Genomic DNA, 18,192 nt, shown 5'->3' with positions numbered 1-18,192 from the left:
CAGGCAGAGGTATTTATGGATTTTAATCAAATCGCCCGCGAGCTTATTCCGCTGCTCGGTGGCAAGGAAAACATCGCCAGCGCGGCGCACTGCGCAACGCGTCTTCGTCTGGTGCTGGTTGATGACGCGCTGGCGGATCAGCAGGCCATCGGCAAGGTTGACGGCGTGAAAGGCTGCTTCCGTAACGCCGGGCAGATGCAGGTGATTTTTGGCACGGGCGTGGTCAACAAGGTGTACGCCGCATTTATTCAGGCGGCGGGGATTAGCGAATCCAGCAAATCGGAAGCCGCGGATCTGGCGGCACGCAAGCTGAACCCGTTCCAGCGCATTGCCCGCTTACTCTCCAACATCTTTGTGCCGATCATTCCCGCGATTGTGGCGTCCGGTCTGCTGATGGGCCTGCTCGGCATGGTGAAAACCTACGGCTGGGTCAATGCGGATAACGCCATCTACATCATGCTGGACATGTGCAGCTCGGCGGCGTTTATCATTCTGCCTATTCTGATTGGCTTTACCGCCGCGCGCGAATTTGGCGGTAACCCGTACCTCGGCGCGACGCTGGGCGGCATTCTGACCCACCCGGCGCTGACCAACGCCTGGGGCGTGGCGTCGGGCTTCCACACCATGAACTTCTTCGGCCTTGAGATCGCGATGATTGGCTATCAGGGTACGGTATTCCCGGTGCTGCTGGCCGTCTGGTTTATGAGCATCGTCGAGAAAAACCTGCGCCGCGCGATCCCGGATGCGTTAGACCTGATCCTGACGCCGTTCCTCACCGTCGTCATCTCCGGCTTTATCGCCTTGCTGATTATCGGTCCGGCGGGGCGCGCTCTGGGGGACGGTATCTCCTTTATTCTGAGCACGCTGATCGCCCACGCGGGCTGGCTCGCCGGGCTGCTGTTCGGCGGACTTTACTCGGTGATTGTGATCACCGGTATTCACCACAGCTTCCACGCGATTGAAGCCGGGCTGCTGGGGAATCCGTCGATTGGCGTTAACTTCCTGCTGCCGATCTGGGCCATGGCGAACGTGGCGCAGGGTGGCGCCTGTCTGGCGGTGTGGTTCAAAACCAAAGATGCCAAAATCAAAGCCATTACCCTGCCGTCGGCGTTCTCTGCAATGCTGGGCATCACCGAAGCGGCCATTTTTGGTATCAACCTGCGCTTCGTTAAGCCGTTTATCGCCGCGCTGATTGGCGGTGCGGTGGGCGGGGCCTGGGTGGTCTCCGTGCACGTGTACATGACCGCCGTCGGGCTGACCGCCATTCCGGGCATGGCCATCGTGCAGGCCAGCTCGCTGCTGAACTATATTATCGGCATGGTGATTGCCTTCGGCGTGGCGTTTACCGTCTCACTGCTGCTGAAATATAAAACGGATTCTGAATAATGACGTTACCTTCCCGCTGGCCTGCGATCCTGCAGGCCGTTATGACAGGTCAGCCGCGGGCGCTGGCGGACAGCCACTATCCACAATGGCACGCCGCGCCGGTGGCGGGGCTGATGAACGACCCGAACGGGTTTATCTGGTTTGCTGGCCGCTATCACCTGTTCTATCAGTGGAATCCGCTGGACTGCGAGCACCGCTTTAAGTGCTGGGGGCACTGGAGTTCTGCGGACCTGGTGCACTGGAAGCATGAGCCGCTGGCGCTCATGCCCGACGAAGCGTATGACCGCAACGGCTGCTACTCCGGTAGCGCCGTGGATAACGAGGGCGTTTTGACCCTGTGCTACACCGGCAACGTCAAGTTCGATGACGGCAGCCGCACCGCCTGGCAGTGCCTGGCCGTGGAGCAGCCGGACGGAACCTTTACGAAGCTGGGGCCGGTGCTGGCGCTGCCGGAAGGCTACACCGGCCACGTGCGCGACCCGAAGGTGTGGCAGCACGAGGGGATGTGGTACATGGTGCTCGGCGCGCAGGATGTGCAGAAGCGCGGCAAGGTGCTGCTGTTTAAATCAGCCGATTTGCACGCCTGGACATCCTGCGGGGAGATCGCCGGTCACGGGGTTAACGGCCTGACGGACGCGGGCTATATGTGGGAGTGTCCGGACCTGTTTGCCCTCGACGGGACGCACGTCCTGATCTGCTGCCCGCAGGGGCTGGCGCGCGAGCCGCATCGCTACCTCAATACCTATCCGGCTACCTGGATGAGCGGGGCGTTTGACTATGCCCGCGCGACGTTCGATCACGGCGAGCTGCACGAGCTGGACGCGGGCTTTGAATTCTACGCCCCGCAAACCACGCTGGCGGAAGATGGACGCCGCATCCTGATTGGCTGGATGGGCGTACCGGACGGGGAAGAGATGCTTCAGCCCACGCGGGCGCACGGCTGGATGCACCAGATGACCTGCCCGCGAGAATTGCGCTTCCGCGACGGCAGGCTCTGGCAGACCCCGGCGCGCGAGCTGGCGGCGCTGCGTGAAGATGAGCAGCACTGGCAGGGGCGCGCCAGCGACGCGCCCGAACTGGACGCGACGCGCCTGGAGTTTGAGCTGGGCGCCGCGCACGTGAGCGTCGATTTTGGCGGCGCGCTGCGCCTCACTCTCGATGAGCAGGGCGTGCGCCTGGAGCGCGCGAGCCTGAAAACCGGTGAAACATTGGCCCGCTACTGGCAGGGCGACGTCCGTCATTTGCGCGTCCTGTGCGACCGCTCCAGCGTCGAAATCTTCATTAACCACGGCGAAGGGGTGATGAGCAGCCGCTATTTTCCTGACCATCCGGCCCGGGTGCGATTCGAAGGTGCGTCCGATATCACATTACGCTACTGGTTGCTACGCGCCTGCATGATAGAATGAGGGTTTTGGCAGCCGGATCTAAGTCGTTGTGAGAAAAACAAAACGCGTCACCATTAAAGACATCGCGGAGCTGGCGGGTGTGTCAAAAGCCACCGCCAGCCTGGTTCTGAACGGTCGCAGCAAAGAGCTTCGCGTGGCGGAGGAGACGCGCGAGCGCGTGCTGGCAATTGCAAAAGAGCACCACTATCAGCCCAGCATTCACGCCCGGTCGCTGCGCGATAACCGCAGCCACACCATTGGTCTGGTGGTCCCGGAGATCACCAACTACGGTTTTGCCGTCTTTTCTCATGAGCTGGAAACGCTGTGCCGCGAGGCGGGCGTTCAGCTGCTGATCTCCTGCAGCGATGAAAATCCGGGGCAGGAGACGGTGGTGGTGAACAACATGGTGGCGCGTCAGGTGGACGGGCTGATTGTGGCCTCCAGCATGCTCAACGACGCGGACTACCATAAGCTGAGCGAGCAGCTGCCGGTGGTTCTGTTTGACCGTCACATCAACGACAGCGCGCTGCCGCTGGTGATCACCGATTCCATCACCCCGACGACCGAACTGGTGGCGGACATTGCGCGCCAGCATCCGGATGAATTCTACTTCCTCGGCGGCCAGCCCCGTTTATCCCCGACGCGCGATCGTCTTGAAGGCTTTAAGCAAGGCCTGCGAGAGGCCGGCGTGGCGCTGCGCCCCGAGTGGATCATTCACGGCAACTATCACCCGAGCTCCGGTTACGAGATGTTTGCTGAACTCTGCGCCCGCCTAGGGCGTCCGCCGAAAGCGCTCTTCGCCGCCGCCTGCGGGCTGCTGGAAGGGGTGCTGCGCTATATGGGCCAGCATAACCTGCTGCAAAGCGATATCAGGTTAGCCAGTTTTGACGATCACTATCTCTACGATTCGCTGACGATCCCGGTGGATACCATCCGCCAGGATAACCGCCAGCTGGCGTGGCACTGCTTTGATTTGATTAGCAAACTGATCGAGGGCGAGACCCCGGAACCGTTGCAACGCAAGCTGGCGGCCACCCTGCAGCGGCGCTATAAGTGAGCAATATAGCCCGGACCGATACATCAATAACTTTAATTAATTTAAGTTTTGGAATGGCCGATAACCATAAGGAATAATTCTCCTTGAGGTATTGGTTTATGTCGTTGAAAAAGTCGTCCCTGATAGTCCTGTTCTCGCTGCTTTTCTTCTTTGTTGTCAGCACCGTCACCAGCGTTGGCATCATCATTAAAAGTAATAATTCCCTGGATAACGTCAACAAAGAGATCCAGGTTGTGCTGTCCATTATTGACCCCATCAACCACAGCCGTACGCTGCGCGTGCGGGTGATGGAGTATGTGAAGATGGTGGAAGCGGGCAACGCGGCGGACGGCGCTGCAAAGCTGACCGCCGTGAAAGAGGCGCTGACCAAAGCGGACCACGCCTTTGCGGCCTTTATGGCGTCGCCGCGCCTGAGCGATGAAGCGCCGCTGGTCACTGCCTATCAGGATGCCTGGCAAAACTACCGCAACCAGGGGCTGGCGCCGCTGATCGACGCCGCCGAGGCGCACGATGTCGTCAAATTTAACGCGCTCATCCCGGAAGTCTCCCGCCTCGACCGCCAGTACGAGATCGTTCTCGACCAGGTGCTTTCCGTCCACCAGAAATACGCCAAAAGCCTGAACGAAGATGCGAGCAGTAGCTTCGTCTCCGGCCTGGCGATCGTTGCTGCTATCGCCAGCCTGTTTGTGGTGGTGATTATCGCCGTTAGCCTGCTGATGAAGCGCTTTGTCTTTGCGCCGATCAACCTGGCGCGCGAGCACTGCAGTCAGATTGCGGCAGGCAAGCTGGACATTCCGGTGCCGGTGAAGGGGAGTACAGGCAACGAAATCGACCATCTGATGGGCTCGATGGAGCAGATGCGTCAGGCGCTGCTGGCGACCATCGCCCAGGTGCGCGATGCGAGTCATACCGTGACGCACGCCGCCCAGGAGATTGCCTCCGGGAATATCGACCTGGCGTCACGCACCGAGCAGCAGGCTTCGGCGTTGACCCAGACGGCAGCGAGCATGGAAGAGCTGAGCGCGACGGTGGCGAACAATACCGACAATGTGTATCAGGCCGGGAAACTGGTGCAGGACGCGGTGAAAAATGCCCACACCGGTGAAGCGGTAACCCGTGAAGTCATCGACACGATGAATACCATCGCGGCGAACTCGAAGCGCATTGAAGACATCACCAGCGTGATTAACAGCATCGCCTTCCAGACCAACATCCTGGCGCTGAACGCGGCGGTTGAAGCGGCGCGCGCCGGTACCCAGGGACGCGGCTTTGCGGTCGTGGCCAGCGAAGTACGCACCCTGGCGCAGAAAAGCGCGGTGGCGGCGAAAGATATCGAAAGCCTGATCGCGCAGTCGGTCTCCAGCGTGAAAAACGGTGCGGAGCTGGTGAGCCGCTCGGGCGAGGTGATTGACGCAATCATTTCGTCGGTGAACAAAGTGAATACGCTGATGGAGCAGATCTCCGTCGCCTCCGAAGAGCAGAGCCGCGGGATCAGTCAGGTCGGGCAGGCGGTGACCGAGATGGACGGCGTGACCCAGCAGAACGCCGCGCTGGTGCAGCAGTCCGCCGCCGCAGCGGCCTCGCTGGAAGAGCAGGCGCAGCAGCTTTCGCGGAGTATTTCGAGTTTTAGGTTGCCGGTGCAGGCTTGATGGTATGAGGGGGCTCCGCAGGGAGCCTTTTTTGTACCTGGCGTAACCGTAACTGTATAATTCAGAACGTCTCTACGGGCAGTACAAATCTAATATAACGATCACCAGGGAAAATTATGTTAATTATTTTTAGTGGGCTACCCGGCAGCGGTAAAAGCACCGTTGCAAAAATAGTTGCCCAAAGGCTGGGAGCGGTCTACCTGCGGGTTGATACCGTTGAGCAGACCATTCGTTCAGTTTCTGAAACCGGTCAGAAAACGGGTCCGGAGGGCTATTTTGCCCTCTATGGTTTAGCGAGTGAAAATCTTAAGCTGGGCTCCACCGTTGTGACCGATTCCGTTAATGATATCAACCTTGTGCGAGATGCTTTCCGCAATATTGCTCTGTCGTTAAATGTCCCTTTCCTGGAAGTTGAAATTGTCTGCTCAGACGAAAAAGAACATCGTTATCGCGTAGAGAACAGAATATCTGATATCCCGGGACTCACGCCTCCTGACTGGGAAAGGGTAAAAAACCGTGAGTATGAACCCTGGGAGAGAGAACATCTCATATTGGACACCGCTGCGTTATCAGCGGCAGAGTGTGCAGATAAAATCCTGGAAATAGGGCATAAGATTGCGCTAAACCGATCTTAAACGATGGACAAGCGCCTGCAATGGCTTAGCTACTTTGAGGATTCGCCTGAATTCAGCATAATTGGCTTCAGGAAATAAAAAGCTTCGTTTTTATCGACAACGTAAACCGCAGCGTAATCAGAAATCGAAACCGCGCACTGGAAGAATTAATTCTCAACATGAACATAGGGGCAACATCGAAAATGGGGAAGCGCAAGAGTGCTCTGGTTTATGTCCTGACCGTCATTATTTTTTTGCTTATTATCCCTGAGATCATTCTGCGTGTATGCACGTCCGAGCAACTTGGCCGTCTCAGCGACTTCACCAGTTTAGGTGGCTTGTTAAATCCACTCTTATCCTTGCTCATCTTCCTGACATTGTTATCAATCATACTGGCCGTCATTGCTATCGCATTGGTTAAGCGACTTCTTCGTACGAGATGATTTGCTTTCGAGCGACTCATAGCACCCGCCAGCCGTTACCGCTATGAGTCCAAAACCGTCAGCACAAAATTTTCATTCACCCCAGCAATATTTCCCTCCCTCATCCGTCTACCTCATCACACGCCATAATCAGTTACGATAAACGAGGTAAACACCATGAGAGATTTTGAACTGCACGGCAGAGGTCACGGGCGCGGATTTGGTCGCCACCGTATGGGCAAAGGTTTAATCATCGGCGCGGTGATTTTCATCGTGCTCGGCCTGCTGGTGATGTCCCTGTGGAACGCCTTGCTCCCGGCGATCCTGGGCGTGAAGGCCATCGGCTTCTGGCAGGCGCTGGGCATTCTGGTGCTGAGCCGCATTCTGTTCGGTGGGCTGGGGTTCCGCCCGGGGATGTTTGGCGCGCACCGCCGGATGCACGAGCGCTGGATGAACATGACGCCCGAGCAGCGTGAGGCGTTTATTCAGCAGCGTCGCGAAGGGTTTGGTCGCCACGGACGCGGTCACTGCGGCTGGCACGGCCATCGTGACGATAAGCGCGATGACGCTACGCCAAAAGCGCCGGACGCGGAGTGAGCGAGATGAAAGCCGGGGAGGCGGGCGGATCCATGCTGATGTCGGCGCTAAACGCCTGTCGCGCCCGGCTGAAAGCCTTCATTCGCGGACGGACGTCCGTGCGCGATGATGCCGACGACATTTTGCAGGAAGTGACGTATCAGCTGATGAAAGTGGAGCAGCCGGTCGAAAACGTCGCCGCCTGGCTGTTCCGCGCGGCGCGTAATGAGATGACCGACCGGGCGCGTAAAAAGCGCGAGGTGTCGCTCTCCGGCTATTTTACGGGCGATGACGACGAGGATTTTCCGGAAGACGAGCTGGCCGAAACCCTGTTCGGCGTACCGCACACGCCGGAGGAGGAGTATCTCAAGACGCTGCTGTGGGAAGAGCTGGGCCAGGCGCTGTCAGAACTCCCGCCGCCGCAGCGGGAGGTATTTGAAAAGACCGAACTCCACGGCTACAGCATTAAAATGCTGGCAGAGGAGACCGGCGCCAGCGAACAGGCGCTGTTATCCCGCAAGCACAAGGCGGTGCTGTTTCTGCGCACGCGGCTGCGGGACGTCTATGACGCGCTGACGGGCGTATAGCGGCGACAGACAAAACCTTACACTTCCGGCACTTGTAGATTCATCACTATCGTTTATGATCGGGGCGTCTTGTCACTCTGGAATGTTATGCGCAACCGTCAGCTCCTCGGAAAATGGCTTTTGATTATCACCTGTCTCGCGATGGCGCTTTGCCTCGTGCAGCGTGCTGTCATGCTCAACCATTTTTTACAGGGACTGGAACCGCAGATTTCACTGAGTGTAGATGCCCCGGCTCAAACCAGCACCACTGAGCAATCCGGCCCGTCGCCGTGTCAGCTCGGCGCGCACTCGCTGCTTTGCGCGCAGCCGCTGTTCTTCGACGGCGCGCTGCCGGCCATTATTATCTTCTTCGCGCTGCTGCAGCTGTTTACGCAAGGGCGGGCACTGGCTCCCGCGGAACAGCCCGTTCAGGCACCGCCTCCCCGAATACACCTGAAAAACTGCGTTTTCCGTGAATGAAAAACATCGTCCTCACACGATAATTTTTCACTGTTCACGGAGTACAACATGGTTAACCTCTTCAGGGGATTCGTCTTCCTGTGGCTGTCCTGCATCGGCATTGTCCATGCGGCGGACACCGGCTGGCTGGTCTCCCCACAAAACGATCACGCCCGCATCCGCTTTCAGGCGGAGAGGGAGCAAACGAACGTTAAAGGCCTGCTCACCGTTGAGCTAAAGCCCGGCTGGAAAACCTACTGGCGATCGCCGGGCGAGGGCGGCGTGGCGCCGAAAATCAGCTGGCCGGACGGCATAACGGACAGCTGGTCCTGGCCGGTCCCGTCGCGTTTCGATATCTCCGGCATGACCACGCAGGGCTATCACGATAAGGTCACTATTCCGATCGTTCTCGACGGGGTGAAGGGCGACACGCTCGACGGGACGCTGACGCTCTCCACGTGCAGCAACGTCTGCCTGCTGACGGACTACCCGCTGCATCTCGATTTTACCCAGCCGGTGGATGAGGGCTTACGCAGCGCCTTCGAGCAAGCGATGCGCGCCGTGCCCGGCACGTCGGGCGTGTCTTCCAATCTGTCCGCCTGGCTTTCCGACGGCAATCTGGTGATTACCGCCACCACGGACGGGAAATGGGACAATCCGGGGATCTACTTTGACCCGCTGGAGGGCGATATTCTGCCCGGCGAGCCGGTTATTAAACATGACGGCACTGGGCTTCGGGTGACGGTGCCCGTGACCGACGAATGGGGAGACAAACCCGCCTCGCTGGCAGGCAAGAGGCTGTCGTTTGTGCTGACCAACGGCGAGCGGGCGCAGCAAACCACCATGACCGTTGGGGCAACGCCCGAAGAGACCTCCGCACCGGACGGGACGGGAAAAATGGTGCTCTTTGCGCTATTAGGCGGGCTGATCCTCAACCTGATGCCCTGCGTGCTGCCGGTAATGGGCATGAAGCTTAACAGCATCCTGCAGGCGGGCTCGGACAGGCGTGCCATCCGGCTGCGCTTCCTCGCCACCAGCGCCGGGATCCTCACCTCCTTTATGCTGCTGGCCGGGATGGTCACCGCGCTGAAGCTGGCCGGGGCGTCGCTGGGGTGGGGCATTCAGTTTCAGAACCCGTGGTTTATCGGCCTGATGGTCGCCGTGACCTTCCTGTTTGCACTGAACCTGTTTGGAACGTTTGAAATGCTGCTGCCTTCTTCGGCCGCCGGACGGCTGGCGACGGCAGGGGGAGCGGGGATCGGCGGCAGCTTCTGCGAAGGGATGTTCGCCACGCTGCTGGCAACGCCGTGCTCCGCGCCGTTCCTCGGTACGGCGGTCGCCTTTGCCCTTGGCGCGCCGCTGCACGCCCTGTGGCTGATCTTCCTGATGCTCGGCGTGGGCATGAGCCTGCCGTGGCTGTTCGTTGCCTTGGTGCCGAAAACGGCCATGCTGCTGCCCAAACCCGGCCGCTGGATGAACACGCTCAGGGTCATCCTTGGCCTGATGATGCTGGCCTCCAGCCTCTGGCTGGCGACGCTGTTGAGCGTGCATCTGGGCGAGGAGGTCAGCCAGATCGTGATGCTGGGGCTGACTGCCGTCGCGCTGGTGCTGTTTGCGTTAAAGGGGCAAAAATCTTCGCCGCTTTTCTGGCTGGTGGTCATCGCGCTGTCGGCGTTCGGCGGGTATCAGGTGCGCGGTCTGCTTAACGCGCCGCCTGACGCTCCGGCACAAAACGTTGCGCAGACTATCCCGTGGCAGCCGCTCAGTGAAGAGACTATCGAGAACGCGCTGGCGCAGGGGAAACGGGTGTTTGTGGATATCTCCGCGGACTGGTGCGTGACGTGCAAAGTTAACGAGCACCGCGTACTCAGTCAGCCGGACGTGATTGCCGCGCTGCGCCAGCCGGACGTGGTGGCCCTGCGCGGGGACTGGAGCCAGCCGTCCGCGTTTATCGCGGATTTTCTGGCGAAGCGAAACCGCTACGCCATTCCGTTTAACGCGGTGTATGGCCCCGGCCTGCCTGATGGCGAGATCCTCTCGCCGCTGCTGGACAAGCGCACCCTGGTCACCACCCTGAACAACGCAAAAGGCTAACTGTGTCATGAAAAAATTCCTTATTACGCTTCTGCTCCTGCTGGCCCCGCTTCAGGTATTCGCCGCGCAGCCGCTGACGCCGGGCCAGGAGCAGCGCGCGCAGAAGACGATCGCTGATTTCCTGTTTAACGATCCAAACTCCCCGCGCATCGGCGCGAAAAACCCAAAGCTCACCCTGGTGGTGTTTACCGACTACAACTGCCCGTACTGTAAAAAATTCGATCCGTACCTGGAGAAGATTGTCGAAAAACACCCGGACGTGGCGGTGGTCTTTAAGTTTTTACCTTTCCGCTCGGAAAGTTCGCTGACTGCCGCACGAGACGCGTTAACCGTCTGGCGTGCGCATCCTGAGCAGTTTATGAAGCTGAACCACACCCTGATGGCGAAAAAGGGGTACCACGATGACGCCAGCATTCAGGAGGCGCAAAAGCGGGCGGGCGTCAGCGTGACGACGCCGGACGAGGAGAGTTTTCTGACGATCAGGCGCAGCCTCATTGTGGCGGAAAAAATGGGGATCCAGGGCACGCCTGCCACGCTTATCGGCGAGGGGCTGCTTCCCGGCTGGGTGCCGTTCGAACAGTTCGACGAAATGGTCAGTGACGCACTGAAAAACCGCTAACCTGAAGGGGGCGAAATGCCCCCGATAAACCGGAGAGGGAAATGAAAAAATTACTGTTACTTTCGGCGCTGGCGACGTCAGGGCTGGTACAGGCGGCTGAAGCCATACCGGATGTGGTGAAGCACTTCAGCGAGCAGCAGCAGATCAACATCATCAAGAAGCTGGATGCGCCGGGCGGGGCGCCAGCCTGGCTGGGGCAGTATCAGGATATGGGCGTGACGCTCTTTCTCACGCCGGACGGCAAGCACGTGATCTCAGGTTATCTTTATGATGACAAAGGGAAGAACCTCAGCGAGGGCTACTTCCAGAAAGAGATCTACGCCCCGATGGGACGCGAGATGTGGAAAAACCTCAACGCGGCGCATCCCCTGAAGGAAGGGGCGGATAGCGCCCCGCGCAAGGTCTTTGTCTTTGCCGATCCGTTCTGCCCGTACTGCAAGCAGTTCTGGTCCGAGGCGCAGCCGTGGGTGAAGGCCGGTAAGGTGCAGCTCAATACGCTGCTGGTGGCGTTCCTCAACCCCAACAGCGGACGCAACGCCGCCGCCATTCTGAATGCGAAAGATCCGGTTTCGGCCTGGCGCGAATACGAGCTTTCCGGCGGCAAAAAACTGCCCAAGCCTGAAGGCGAGGCTTCCCGCGAAACGGTTGCGATCCTACAGAAACATCAGGCGCTGATGGACAGCCTCGGCGCTAACGCCACGCCCGCAATTTACTATCTGAATGCGGAAAACGAGCTGCAGCAGGTGGTGGGGATGCCGGATGCGCAGCAGCTCGAGGCGATGTTCGGGCCGAAGCCGTAAAAGACCAGGCAGAAACGGGGCGTTTCTGCCTGGTGGTCATTCAGCTACCCCAGCGTCCACGGAGATAGTTTACCGCCTGCTGCGTCTGCGGCTGGTTCAGGTAATCTTCCCGGAACAGGATGGTGCCGTTGACGTTGGGCAGCGAATCGTTGAGATCGAGCTGCTTTTTCAGCTCCGGCACGCCGCCCTGAACCGTCCAGTCCGGCTCTTTTTTCGACGGCTCGCCAACCTTGTAGAACGCAATGCCGATATACAGGCGAGTGTGGGTCGGCTTCACCACGTCGGCCCACCATCTGGTCAGCACGTCGTAGCGTGCGGCATCCCGGGAGAAGGGCCAGTAAATCTGCGGCGCGATGTAGTCCAGCAGGCCCTGCTGCACCCACTGACGCGTATCGGCGTAGGATTCATCATAGGCCGCGGCGCCGCGGGTGTCTGAGCCTGCCGGGTCAAAGGAGCGGTTGCGCCACACGCCCGCCGGGCTGACGCCAAACTCCACGTTGGGTTTTGTCTGCTTGATCGCGCGGGAGACCTGGACAATCAGCTGCTGCGTATTGTGTCTTCGCCAGTCGGCTTTTGAGGCAAACCCCTGGCCGTACTGCCGCCAGCTCTGCGCGTCATTGAGCGCGGATCCCGGCGATTCGGCATAGAAGTAATCATCAAACTGCACGCCGTCTACCGGGTAGTTCGCCACCACTTCGGTGACCACTTTGGTTATCCAGTCGCGCACCTCCGGAATGCCCGGGTCGAGCACAAAGCGGTCACCCGAGATGCGGACCCATTCCGGATGCTGGACATAAACGCTGGACGGCGTCTGGTATGCCGTCCGGTTCAGGGCGGCGATGGTGGACGGTTTGGTGTTGGTCGACACGCGATAGGGGTTAAACCAGGCATGGACCTTCATGCCGCGCTTGTGCGCTTCATCAAGCATAAACTGCAGCGGATCGTATCCCGGATACTCACCGATGTTGCCGGTCAGCATATCTGACCACGGTAAAATTTTGGATGACCAGAGCGCCGTGCTGTCCGGCTTCACCTGGAAAAAGACCGTGTTGATGCCGAGTTGCTTAAGGTTGTCGAGCTTTGCGATCAGCGCCTGCTTTTGCATCGCGATGCGCTGGTCCGCGCTGCGGCCATTCACCGAGGCTACCGGCGGCCAGTCGAGACGCGAGACGGTCGCCAGCCAGATCCCGCGCATCGGGGCGTTTGCCTGCGGCGTCGGTTTACTGACGGTGGGAAGAGGGGTAACCAGCGATTTGGGTGGTTTTGAGGAGCAGCTTACAAGTAAAAGCGCGCAGGCAGCCAGCGCACCAATCCGTTTTACGTGTCGCGTCATTTGCGTATTAGCTCTTGATAATCCGACTGTTAGCCCAGGGATTAAAGGCGGGCGCCGCCTGCTCTGTATTTCCCTCATCGCTGAGAGAGTCCAGATACAGGGCTTCAACTTCCGCGCGCGCCCACGGGGTGCGGCGCAGAAATTTCAGGCTCGATTTAACGCTGGGGTCTTTTCTGAAACAGTTAATTTTGATGCGGTCACCCAACTCGCTCCAGCCATATTTTGCCACCAGGGCGTTGACCATCATCTCCAGCGTTACGCCATGCAAAGGATCTTTGGAAATATGTGCAGTCATAGGCGTCCGGATGTCTCGATTTTTAGGGGATTGGGGTAAACGCTGAAAGGGTCCAAGAAAGCAGGGGAAGCGGCAATTTTCCTTTTCCCCTCGCTCACTTTATGACGGACTCCGTGCGCTGATTTTCGCCGACAATTTTTCCCGCGCTGTTTTCAATCGTAAACCGAATCGACACGTCGTCCTGGCCCACGGGCGTGGCCGTGACCGCTTTTACCATCGTTCCCGAGTCTGCTGCGATCGTCATCGTCGTCGTGCCTTTTGCCAGCACCTTATCGCGCTGGGTGATGCGCCAGCTCAGACGGCATTCGCGGCACGGTTTCCAGGTGTCGTTGATGGCCCACAGACGCACGGTCGCCGCCGCCCCGGATTGCCACTGCGCGGTGACCGGTTCAATGGACGGTAAAACAGGCTGGTAGGCGCGTTTTAAGGCGTAAAACCCGGCTTTAGGCTTACGCAGGTAGTCCACCACGCCCCAGTTGATGGAGGGCCAGGTTTCCACGAACATGAAGTGGAACAGGGCCGTCACCGGCTGGTAGCGCTGTCGACGGTAGCTCTCTGCCGCCGTGGCCACCAGCTGCGACTGGTACGCCTGAGTATTGCGGATCATCGCCTGAATGTTGTCCCCACGCGAAATACCGGCAAACTTAAAGGTCTGGAAGGGCTGAAAATTATGGTATTTCCAGACGGTCCAGCCGGGATCGTCAGCGGCGGTCGTTTTGGGCCAGAGCGACGCCGCCGGGATGATGGTTTTTAGCGTCGATAAGCGGGGAAGCGCCTGCGCGCCGAACTCGGTGATGATCTCCGTTTTGGCCGGAGCAAGCAGGTCGCGTACGGTACCAAAGTACCAGCCCGCCCAGTAATGCTCCTCAACGGCGGAGAAGCGGTGCACGATGCGTGAGGTGTCTTCGGCAAGCGTATCCGCCACCTTTTGCGTGAGCTCGCGATTCAGATTTTTATTCCAGTCCGGGAAGCGTTTTTCCATCCACGGCGAGTTCCACGGCGGTTCGTTATGCCCGCCCCAGACGATGATGGCGGGGGAATTGCCGAACTGTTCGATCATCTCCCGCGTCTGTCGAACCGCATTTTCCGTGAAAGCCGCACTATTGTTGTAGCCCCACTGCAGCGGAACATCCTGCCAGATCATCATGCCCATCTCATCGGCCACGTCATACAACGCACGTCCGGCAACGTGTCCGTGCACGCGTATGGCGTTGGCATTCATGGCTTCCACCAGACGAAGATCGCGACGGTATTTTTCTCGCGTCATGGTGCTGAGCCAGGGGGATCCGATGTAATTACTGCCCTTAATGAAAAGGCGTCTGTCGTTAATGAGCCAGCCCTTATTGTCGGGCTGCTCGACGATCTTACGCAGCCCGGTGCGGGTGACCGCCGTATCCATCAGGCCGTTTTCATCCCGCAATGCCACGCGAATGGTATACAGGTGGGGTTTTCCGGTACCGACGGGCCACCACAGTTTTGCCTTCGGCATGGGCAGCGTCAGCTGCACGGAATGGGCGCCGCTTTCGAGGGTAACCGGAAAGTCAGCCTGATAGCGCCTGCCGCTGAAGTTGGCGAGCGTGGCGGTGAGCCGCACGGTCGCCGGGCCCTGACCGAGTGCGCGATAGCGAATGTCTGCTTTCAGCGCGGGGTGCGTCAGCCCCTGTGACCAGTCTGGCCGCAGGATGGTCTCATCAAGGGTAGCGCCCCGGCTAAGATGCAGCCTCACCGGCGCCCAGATGCCGCCCGAGTTGGCGTCCTGTCCTTGCGGTGACCAGGCCCCGCCGGGACGCGTGTCATGCTGGTTAAGGATCCCCTTCATGACCGTTTTATGCAGCGGCCAGACCTTAGTGGGATCTTCGTAAGGGCTGTCCACCCTGACCACGAGCTGGTTGTGACGTTGTAACGCTTGACCGGCATCCAGCGAAAAGCGCTGAAAATAGCCCTCATGCTGGCCGAGCGGCTGGCCGTTCAGGGTGACCTCGGCCAGGTAGTCGACGCCGTCAAATACCAGGGTGCTCATTACGTCGGGCGGCTGCACGGGCAGGGAAAACGCGTGCTTGTACCACAGCGCGCCCTGATGATCGTACCCGGCGCTGTACCAGTTGGCGGGGACCTGAAGCGGGCGCCAGCCTGATGCGGCAGGATGCGCGCTATCATTGGCGTCCTGAACCTGCCATTCTCCGGCCAGAGACCAGCTGACCGGCGCAGCGTTCGCCACCGTATGGGTGGTCAACAGAGCAACGAGCAGCGCGCAGTTGCGAGTCATCATGCGTTTACCCCGCGCGCGTTGAGCCACGCCATCAGGCGCAGCGATTCCTTTTGAAGCTGCTGGTTTAGTAGCGCAAGCTGTTGCCCTTCCAGCGTGTGCGCCTCGCTCTCCAGCGCCTGCAGCTGACGGGCGAGTCGCCCGAAATCCAGCGTGACGGCTTCTCCTCGCAGCTTGTGGGCCGCGCGGCGCAGCGCTTCACGATCGTCGCTGTCGATAGCCAGGGTAATGGCCTTCATGGCCTCCTCCAGCCCTTCGCCAAACAAGGCCAGCAGCTCCTGGACCAGAGCAGGGTCGTCAGCACACTGCTTCAGCAGACGTGCTTCATCCGGGAAGGCGGAAGGGTCATCGTGGCGCGGGAGCACGCGAGCAATCTCCTCAGCGAGACGCTCCTGGCTGATGGGTTTGGCAATGTAGCCGTCGAACCCCATCTGAAGACAGCGCTCTTTATCCCCCTGCATGGCGTGTGCCGTCATGGCGACGGTGGGCTGCGCCGGTCCGGGCCGGGCGCGTTCTTCTTCACGCAGCAGGCGAATGGCGGTCTCACCGTCCATCTCTGGCATCTGAAGATCGATCAGCAAAACGTCCCACACGCCCGCGCGCCAGCGTTCCAGCAGTGCGACGCCATTATCGACGATCTGACAGGTGTGCCCGAGCCGCTCAAGCAGGCGCGCGGCGACCTTCTGGTTGACCAGATTATCTTCCGCAAGCAGGACCCTGAGCCCGGCCGTGTCCGGCGCGACGGTGGGCGCGGGCGCGCTTTCACTCACCGTCTTTGGTGCACGTTCAAACGCCGCGGCAATCGCCTGATGCAATTCATTCTGGGCGATAGGTTTGTGCAGGTAGTTCTGGATACCGATCCGCTTCAGCATATTGATATCAAAATGTCGGCTCATGGAGCTCAGCATAATGATGTGGCTTTCAGCAACCTGCGGCAGCACCGAAAGTTCGAGAGCCAGCGACACGCCGTCCATATCCGGCATCTGCGCGTCCAGCAGGATCAGGGGCCATGCCGTTCCGGTTTTAACCCGGTTGATGGCCTCGCTGGCGTTATTAACGCAGGTGGGTTTCAACCCCATCTGGCTAAGCATGGCGGCCAATAGCCGCAGGTTGGTCGCGTTATCATCAACCACCAGCACGGGTTCCCCGTTAAAGCGATGGCTATGCCGGCGTTCCTCCGGGCCGGGCGCCTGGGTCGCAAGCGGTAGCACGAAGGAAAATTCGCTGCCTTTCCCCGGCTCGCTGGAGACCGTTAATTCGCCGCCCATCGCCGCGACCAGTCGCGCAGAGATGGTTAGCCCGAGCCCCGTACCACCATAGCGTCGGGTGGTTGAGTTATCCGCCTGGCTGAAGGCTTCAAAAATGGCTTTCTGCTTATCTGCCGGTATGCCAATGCCGCTGTCGCACACCCGGAAACGCCATCGATCCGCGCTATCGTCGGGCTCAACAATCAAGATAACTTCCCCCTGATGGGTAAATTTCAGCGCGTTACCCAGCAGATTGGTCAGGATCTGGCGCAGCCGCGCGCCGTCGACCAGCAGCACGTCGGGAACGTCGGGCGCAATATCGACCAGCAGCTCAATGCCTTTTTCGCTCGCCCCCGGCATGTGGGGGCGAATAAGCGACTGAATGAAGGGGCGGACCGGGACGGGCTCCGCCTCCAGCTCCACTTTGCCGGCTTCAATCCGGGAAAAGTCGAGAATGTCGTTGATGATATGCAGCAGAGACTGGGCAGAACTCATCACCAGCGTCAGGTAATCGCGCTGATCGGCACTGAGAGAGGTATCGAGGCACAGCTGGGTCATGCCGATAATCCCGTTCATGGGGGTGCGAATTTCATGGCTCATATTCGCCAGGAACGCGCTTTTTGCCTCATTGGCTTTTTGTGCCTCAATGGCCGAGGCGAACGCCTGAATTTCAGCCTCCTTGCGGCGCGTAATATCCTGCAGCGTGCCAATCACGCGCTCGGCGTTTCCCTCAATGGAGAGCGTGACCACCTGGCCGGAGAGCAGCATCCAGCGCAGACCTTCGGTAGGGTGATGCACGCGAATTTCACATTCAAAGACCGGACGATGATCCTGCTTCGACGCGTGCAGCGCCTTGCGCAGCGCAGCGCGATCGTTCTCGTGGACCTGATTGAGCAGAAAACGCACCGGATATCGCCACTGGGTGCGCGACTGGCCCAGCATGGCAAGCAGGGTATCGTTGACCTGGAGCGTGTCGCCAGACACCTGCCAGTCCCAGATCCCGATATGGATGGATTCTGCCGTCAGCAGAAAATCGTCATGCAGCTGATGACGCGCCCGCTGCGCTTCATCCAGCTCCGTGACATCGCTGTGCAGGCTGACAATGCCGCCGTCCGCAAGGCGCTGGTGCTGGACGAAGATCCGCCGCTGGCCTGCCTGCCGCACTTCGCAGTGTTTATCCTGCCGACAGTTGCGCACGATCGACTCGCGCAGCGTCTGGCGAAGGCCAGGGTCGACGTTGTAAACGGCGTCGATAAAGCGTTCCGCCAGCGACTCCAGCGTTGTGCCCACCTTCAGCCACGGGGTAATGACCGGATAAAAAAGGGCCACGTTGTGATTCCAGGCCTGCAGGCGTTCCTCGGCGTCATAAATCATGACGGCGGCCGGCAGCGCGTTAAGATCGTACGTGAATGCGCTCATCGTGA

Annotated in this window: 15 protein-coding genes; 11 read left to right on the top strand and 4 right to left on the bottom strand. The window is 59.4% G+C overall.

Annotation, left to right across the window (positions count from 1 at the left end; all coding sequences use genetic code 11):
* Positions 1-15: 15 nt before the first annotated feature.
* The 11 genes from HMPREF3143_RS05870 to dsbG all read left to right on the top strand — a co-directional run bounded on the left by HMPREF3143_RS05870 (position 16) and on the right by dsbG (position 11,627).
* Positions 16-1,386: a sucrose-specific PTS transporter subunit IIBC gene (locus tag HMPREF3143_RS05870; protein WP_023619263.1), complete on the top strand. Its 1,371-nt coding sequence runs from the start codon at positions 16-18 to the stop codon at positions 1,384-1,386.
* Entirely contained in the window at positions 1,386-2,792 is a 1,407-nt protein-coding gene (locus HMPREF3143_RS05865) for a sucrose-6-phosphate hydrolase (RefSeq protein ID WP_070532150.1), read from the top strand. Before HMPREF3143_RS05870 ends, HMPREF3143_RS05865 begins: the two co-directional genes overlap by 1 nt.
* 28 nt (positions 2,793-2,820) lie before the next feature.
* Complete coding sequence (locus HMPREF3143_RS05860; protein ID WP_063417819.1) at positions 2,821-3,828, top strand: LacI family DNA-binding transcriptional regulator; 1,008 nt, start codon at positions 2,821-2,823, stop codon at positions 3,826-3,828.
* Between the two features lie 98 nt (positions 3,829-3,926).
* Positions 3,927-5,477, top strand: coding sequence for a methyl-accepting chemotaxis protein (locus HMPREF3143_RS05855; RefSeq protein ID WP_070532146.1), 1,551 nt, complete (start codon positions 3,927-3,929; stop codon positions 5,475-5,477).
* Between the two features lie 116 nt (positions 5,478-5,593).
* The gene (locus HMPREF3143_RS05850; protein WP_070532144.1) at positions 5,594-6,112 is read left to right on the top strand and encodes a P-loop nucleotide/nucleoside kinase family protein; all 519 of its coding nucleotides are present in this window, start codon (positions 5,594-5,596) and stop codon (positions 6,110-6,112) included.
* Positions 6,113-6,690: 578 nt separating this feature from the next.
* A complete protein-coding gene (locus HMPREF3143_RS05840) occupies positions 6,691-7,110 on the top strand; it encodes a hypothetical protein (RefSeq protein WP_021240169.1) in 420 nt (139 codons plus the stop codon).
* A 5-nt stretch (positions 7,111-7,115) separates the two neighbouring features.
* Positions 7,116-7,676 carry an RNA polymerase sigma factor gene (locus HMPREF3143_RS05835; protein ID WP_084832155.1) on the top strand — a complete coding sequence of 187 codons (561 nt, stop codon included), beginning with the start codon at positions 7,116-7,118 and terminating at the stop codon, positions 7,674-7,676.
* A gap of 87 nt (positions 7,677-7,763) precedes the next feature.
* Positions 7,764-8,135: a hypothetical protein gene (locus HMPREF3143_RS05830; RefSeq protein ID WP_070532137.1), complete on the top strand. Its 372-nt coding sequence runs from the start codon at positions 7,764-7,766 to the stop codon at positions 8,133-8,135.
* Positions 8,136-8,183: 48 nt separating this feature from the next.
* Positions 8,184-10,208, top strand: coding sequence for a protein-disulfide reductase DsbD family protein (locus HMPREF3143_RS05825; RefSeq protein ID WP_070532136.1), 2,025 nt, complete (start codon positions 8,184-8,186; stop codon positions 10,206-10,208).
* Positions 10,209-10,215: 7 nt separating this feature from the next.
* Positions 10,216-10,827, top strand: a complete 612-nt coding sequence (locus tag HMPREF3143_RS05820) for a DsbA family protein (protein ID WP_070532133.1) — start codon at positions 10,216-10,218, stop codon at positions 10,825-10,827.
* Positions 10,828-10,868: 41 nt separating this feature from the next.
* Positions 10,869-11,627, top strand: a complete 759-nt coding sequence (gene dsbG, locus HMPREF3143_RS05815; RefSeq protein WP_070532130.1) for a thiol:disulfide interchange protein DsbG — start codon at positions 10,869-10,871, stop codon at positions 11,625-11,627.
* 40 nt (positions 11,628-11,667) lie between these two features.
* On the opposite strand, the gene HMPREF3143_RS05810 is transcribed toward dsbG, so the two are convergent.
* From HMPREF3143_RS05810 to HMPREF3143_RS05795, 4 genes are all read right to left on the bottom strand, one after another.
* Positions 11,668-12,960, bottom strand: coding sequence for a glycoside hydrolase family 10-like protein (locus HMPREF3143_RS05810; RefSeq protein ID WP_070532128.1), 1,293 nt, complete (start codon positions 12,958-12,960; stop codon positions 11,668-11,670).
* 7 nt (positions 12,961-12,967) lie between these two features.
* Positions 12,968-13,255, bottom strand: coding sequence for a VF530 family protein (locus HMPREF3143_RS05805; RefSeq protein WP_023292372.1), 288 nt, complete (start codon positions 13,253-13,255; stop codon positions 12,968-12,970).
* Positions 13,256-13,349: 94 nt separating this feature from the next.
* A complete protein-coding gene (locus HMPREF3143_RS05800) occupies positions 13,350-15,524 on the bottom strand; it encodes a glycoside hydrolase family 2 protein (RefSeq protein WP_070532125.1) in 2,175 nt (724 codons plus the stop codon).
* Positions 15,521-18,187 (bottom strand): hybrid sensor histidine kinase/response regulator, encoded by a 2,667-nt coding sequence (locus tag HMPREF3143_RS05795; protein WP_070532123.1) that lies wholly within the window; start codon positions 18,185-18,187, stop codon positions 15,521-15,523. The genes HMPREF3143_RS05800 and HMPREF3143_RS05795 overlap by 4 nt, the downstream gene beginning before the upstream one ends.
* Positions 18,188-18,192: the final 5 nt, after the last annotated feature.

This window comes from Enterobacter sp. HMSC16D10 (assembly GCF_001807145.1).
Classification (GTDB): domain Bacteria; phylum Pseudomonadota; class Gammaproteobacteria; order Enterobacterales; family Enterobacteriaceae; genus Enterobacter; species Enterobacter roggenkampii.
Note: the sequence above shows the minus strand (reverse complement) of the source record. Positions and strands in the feature narration are given on the sequence as shown.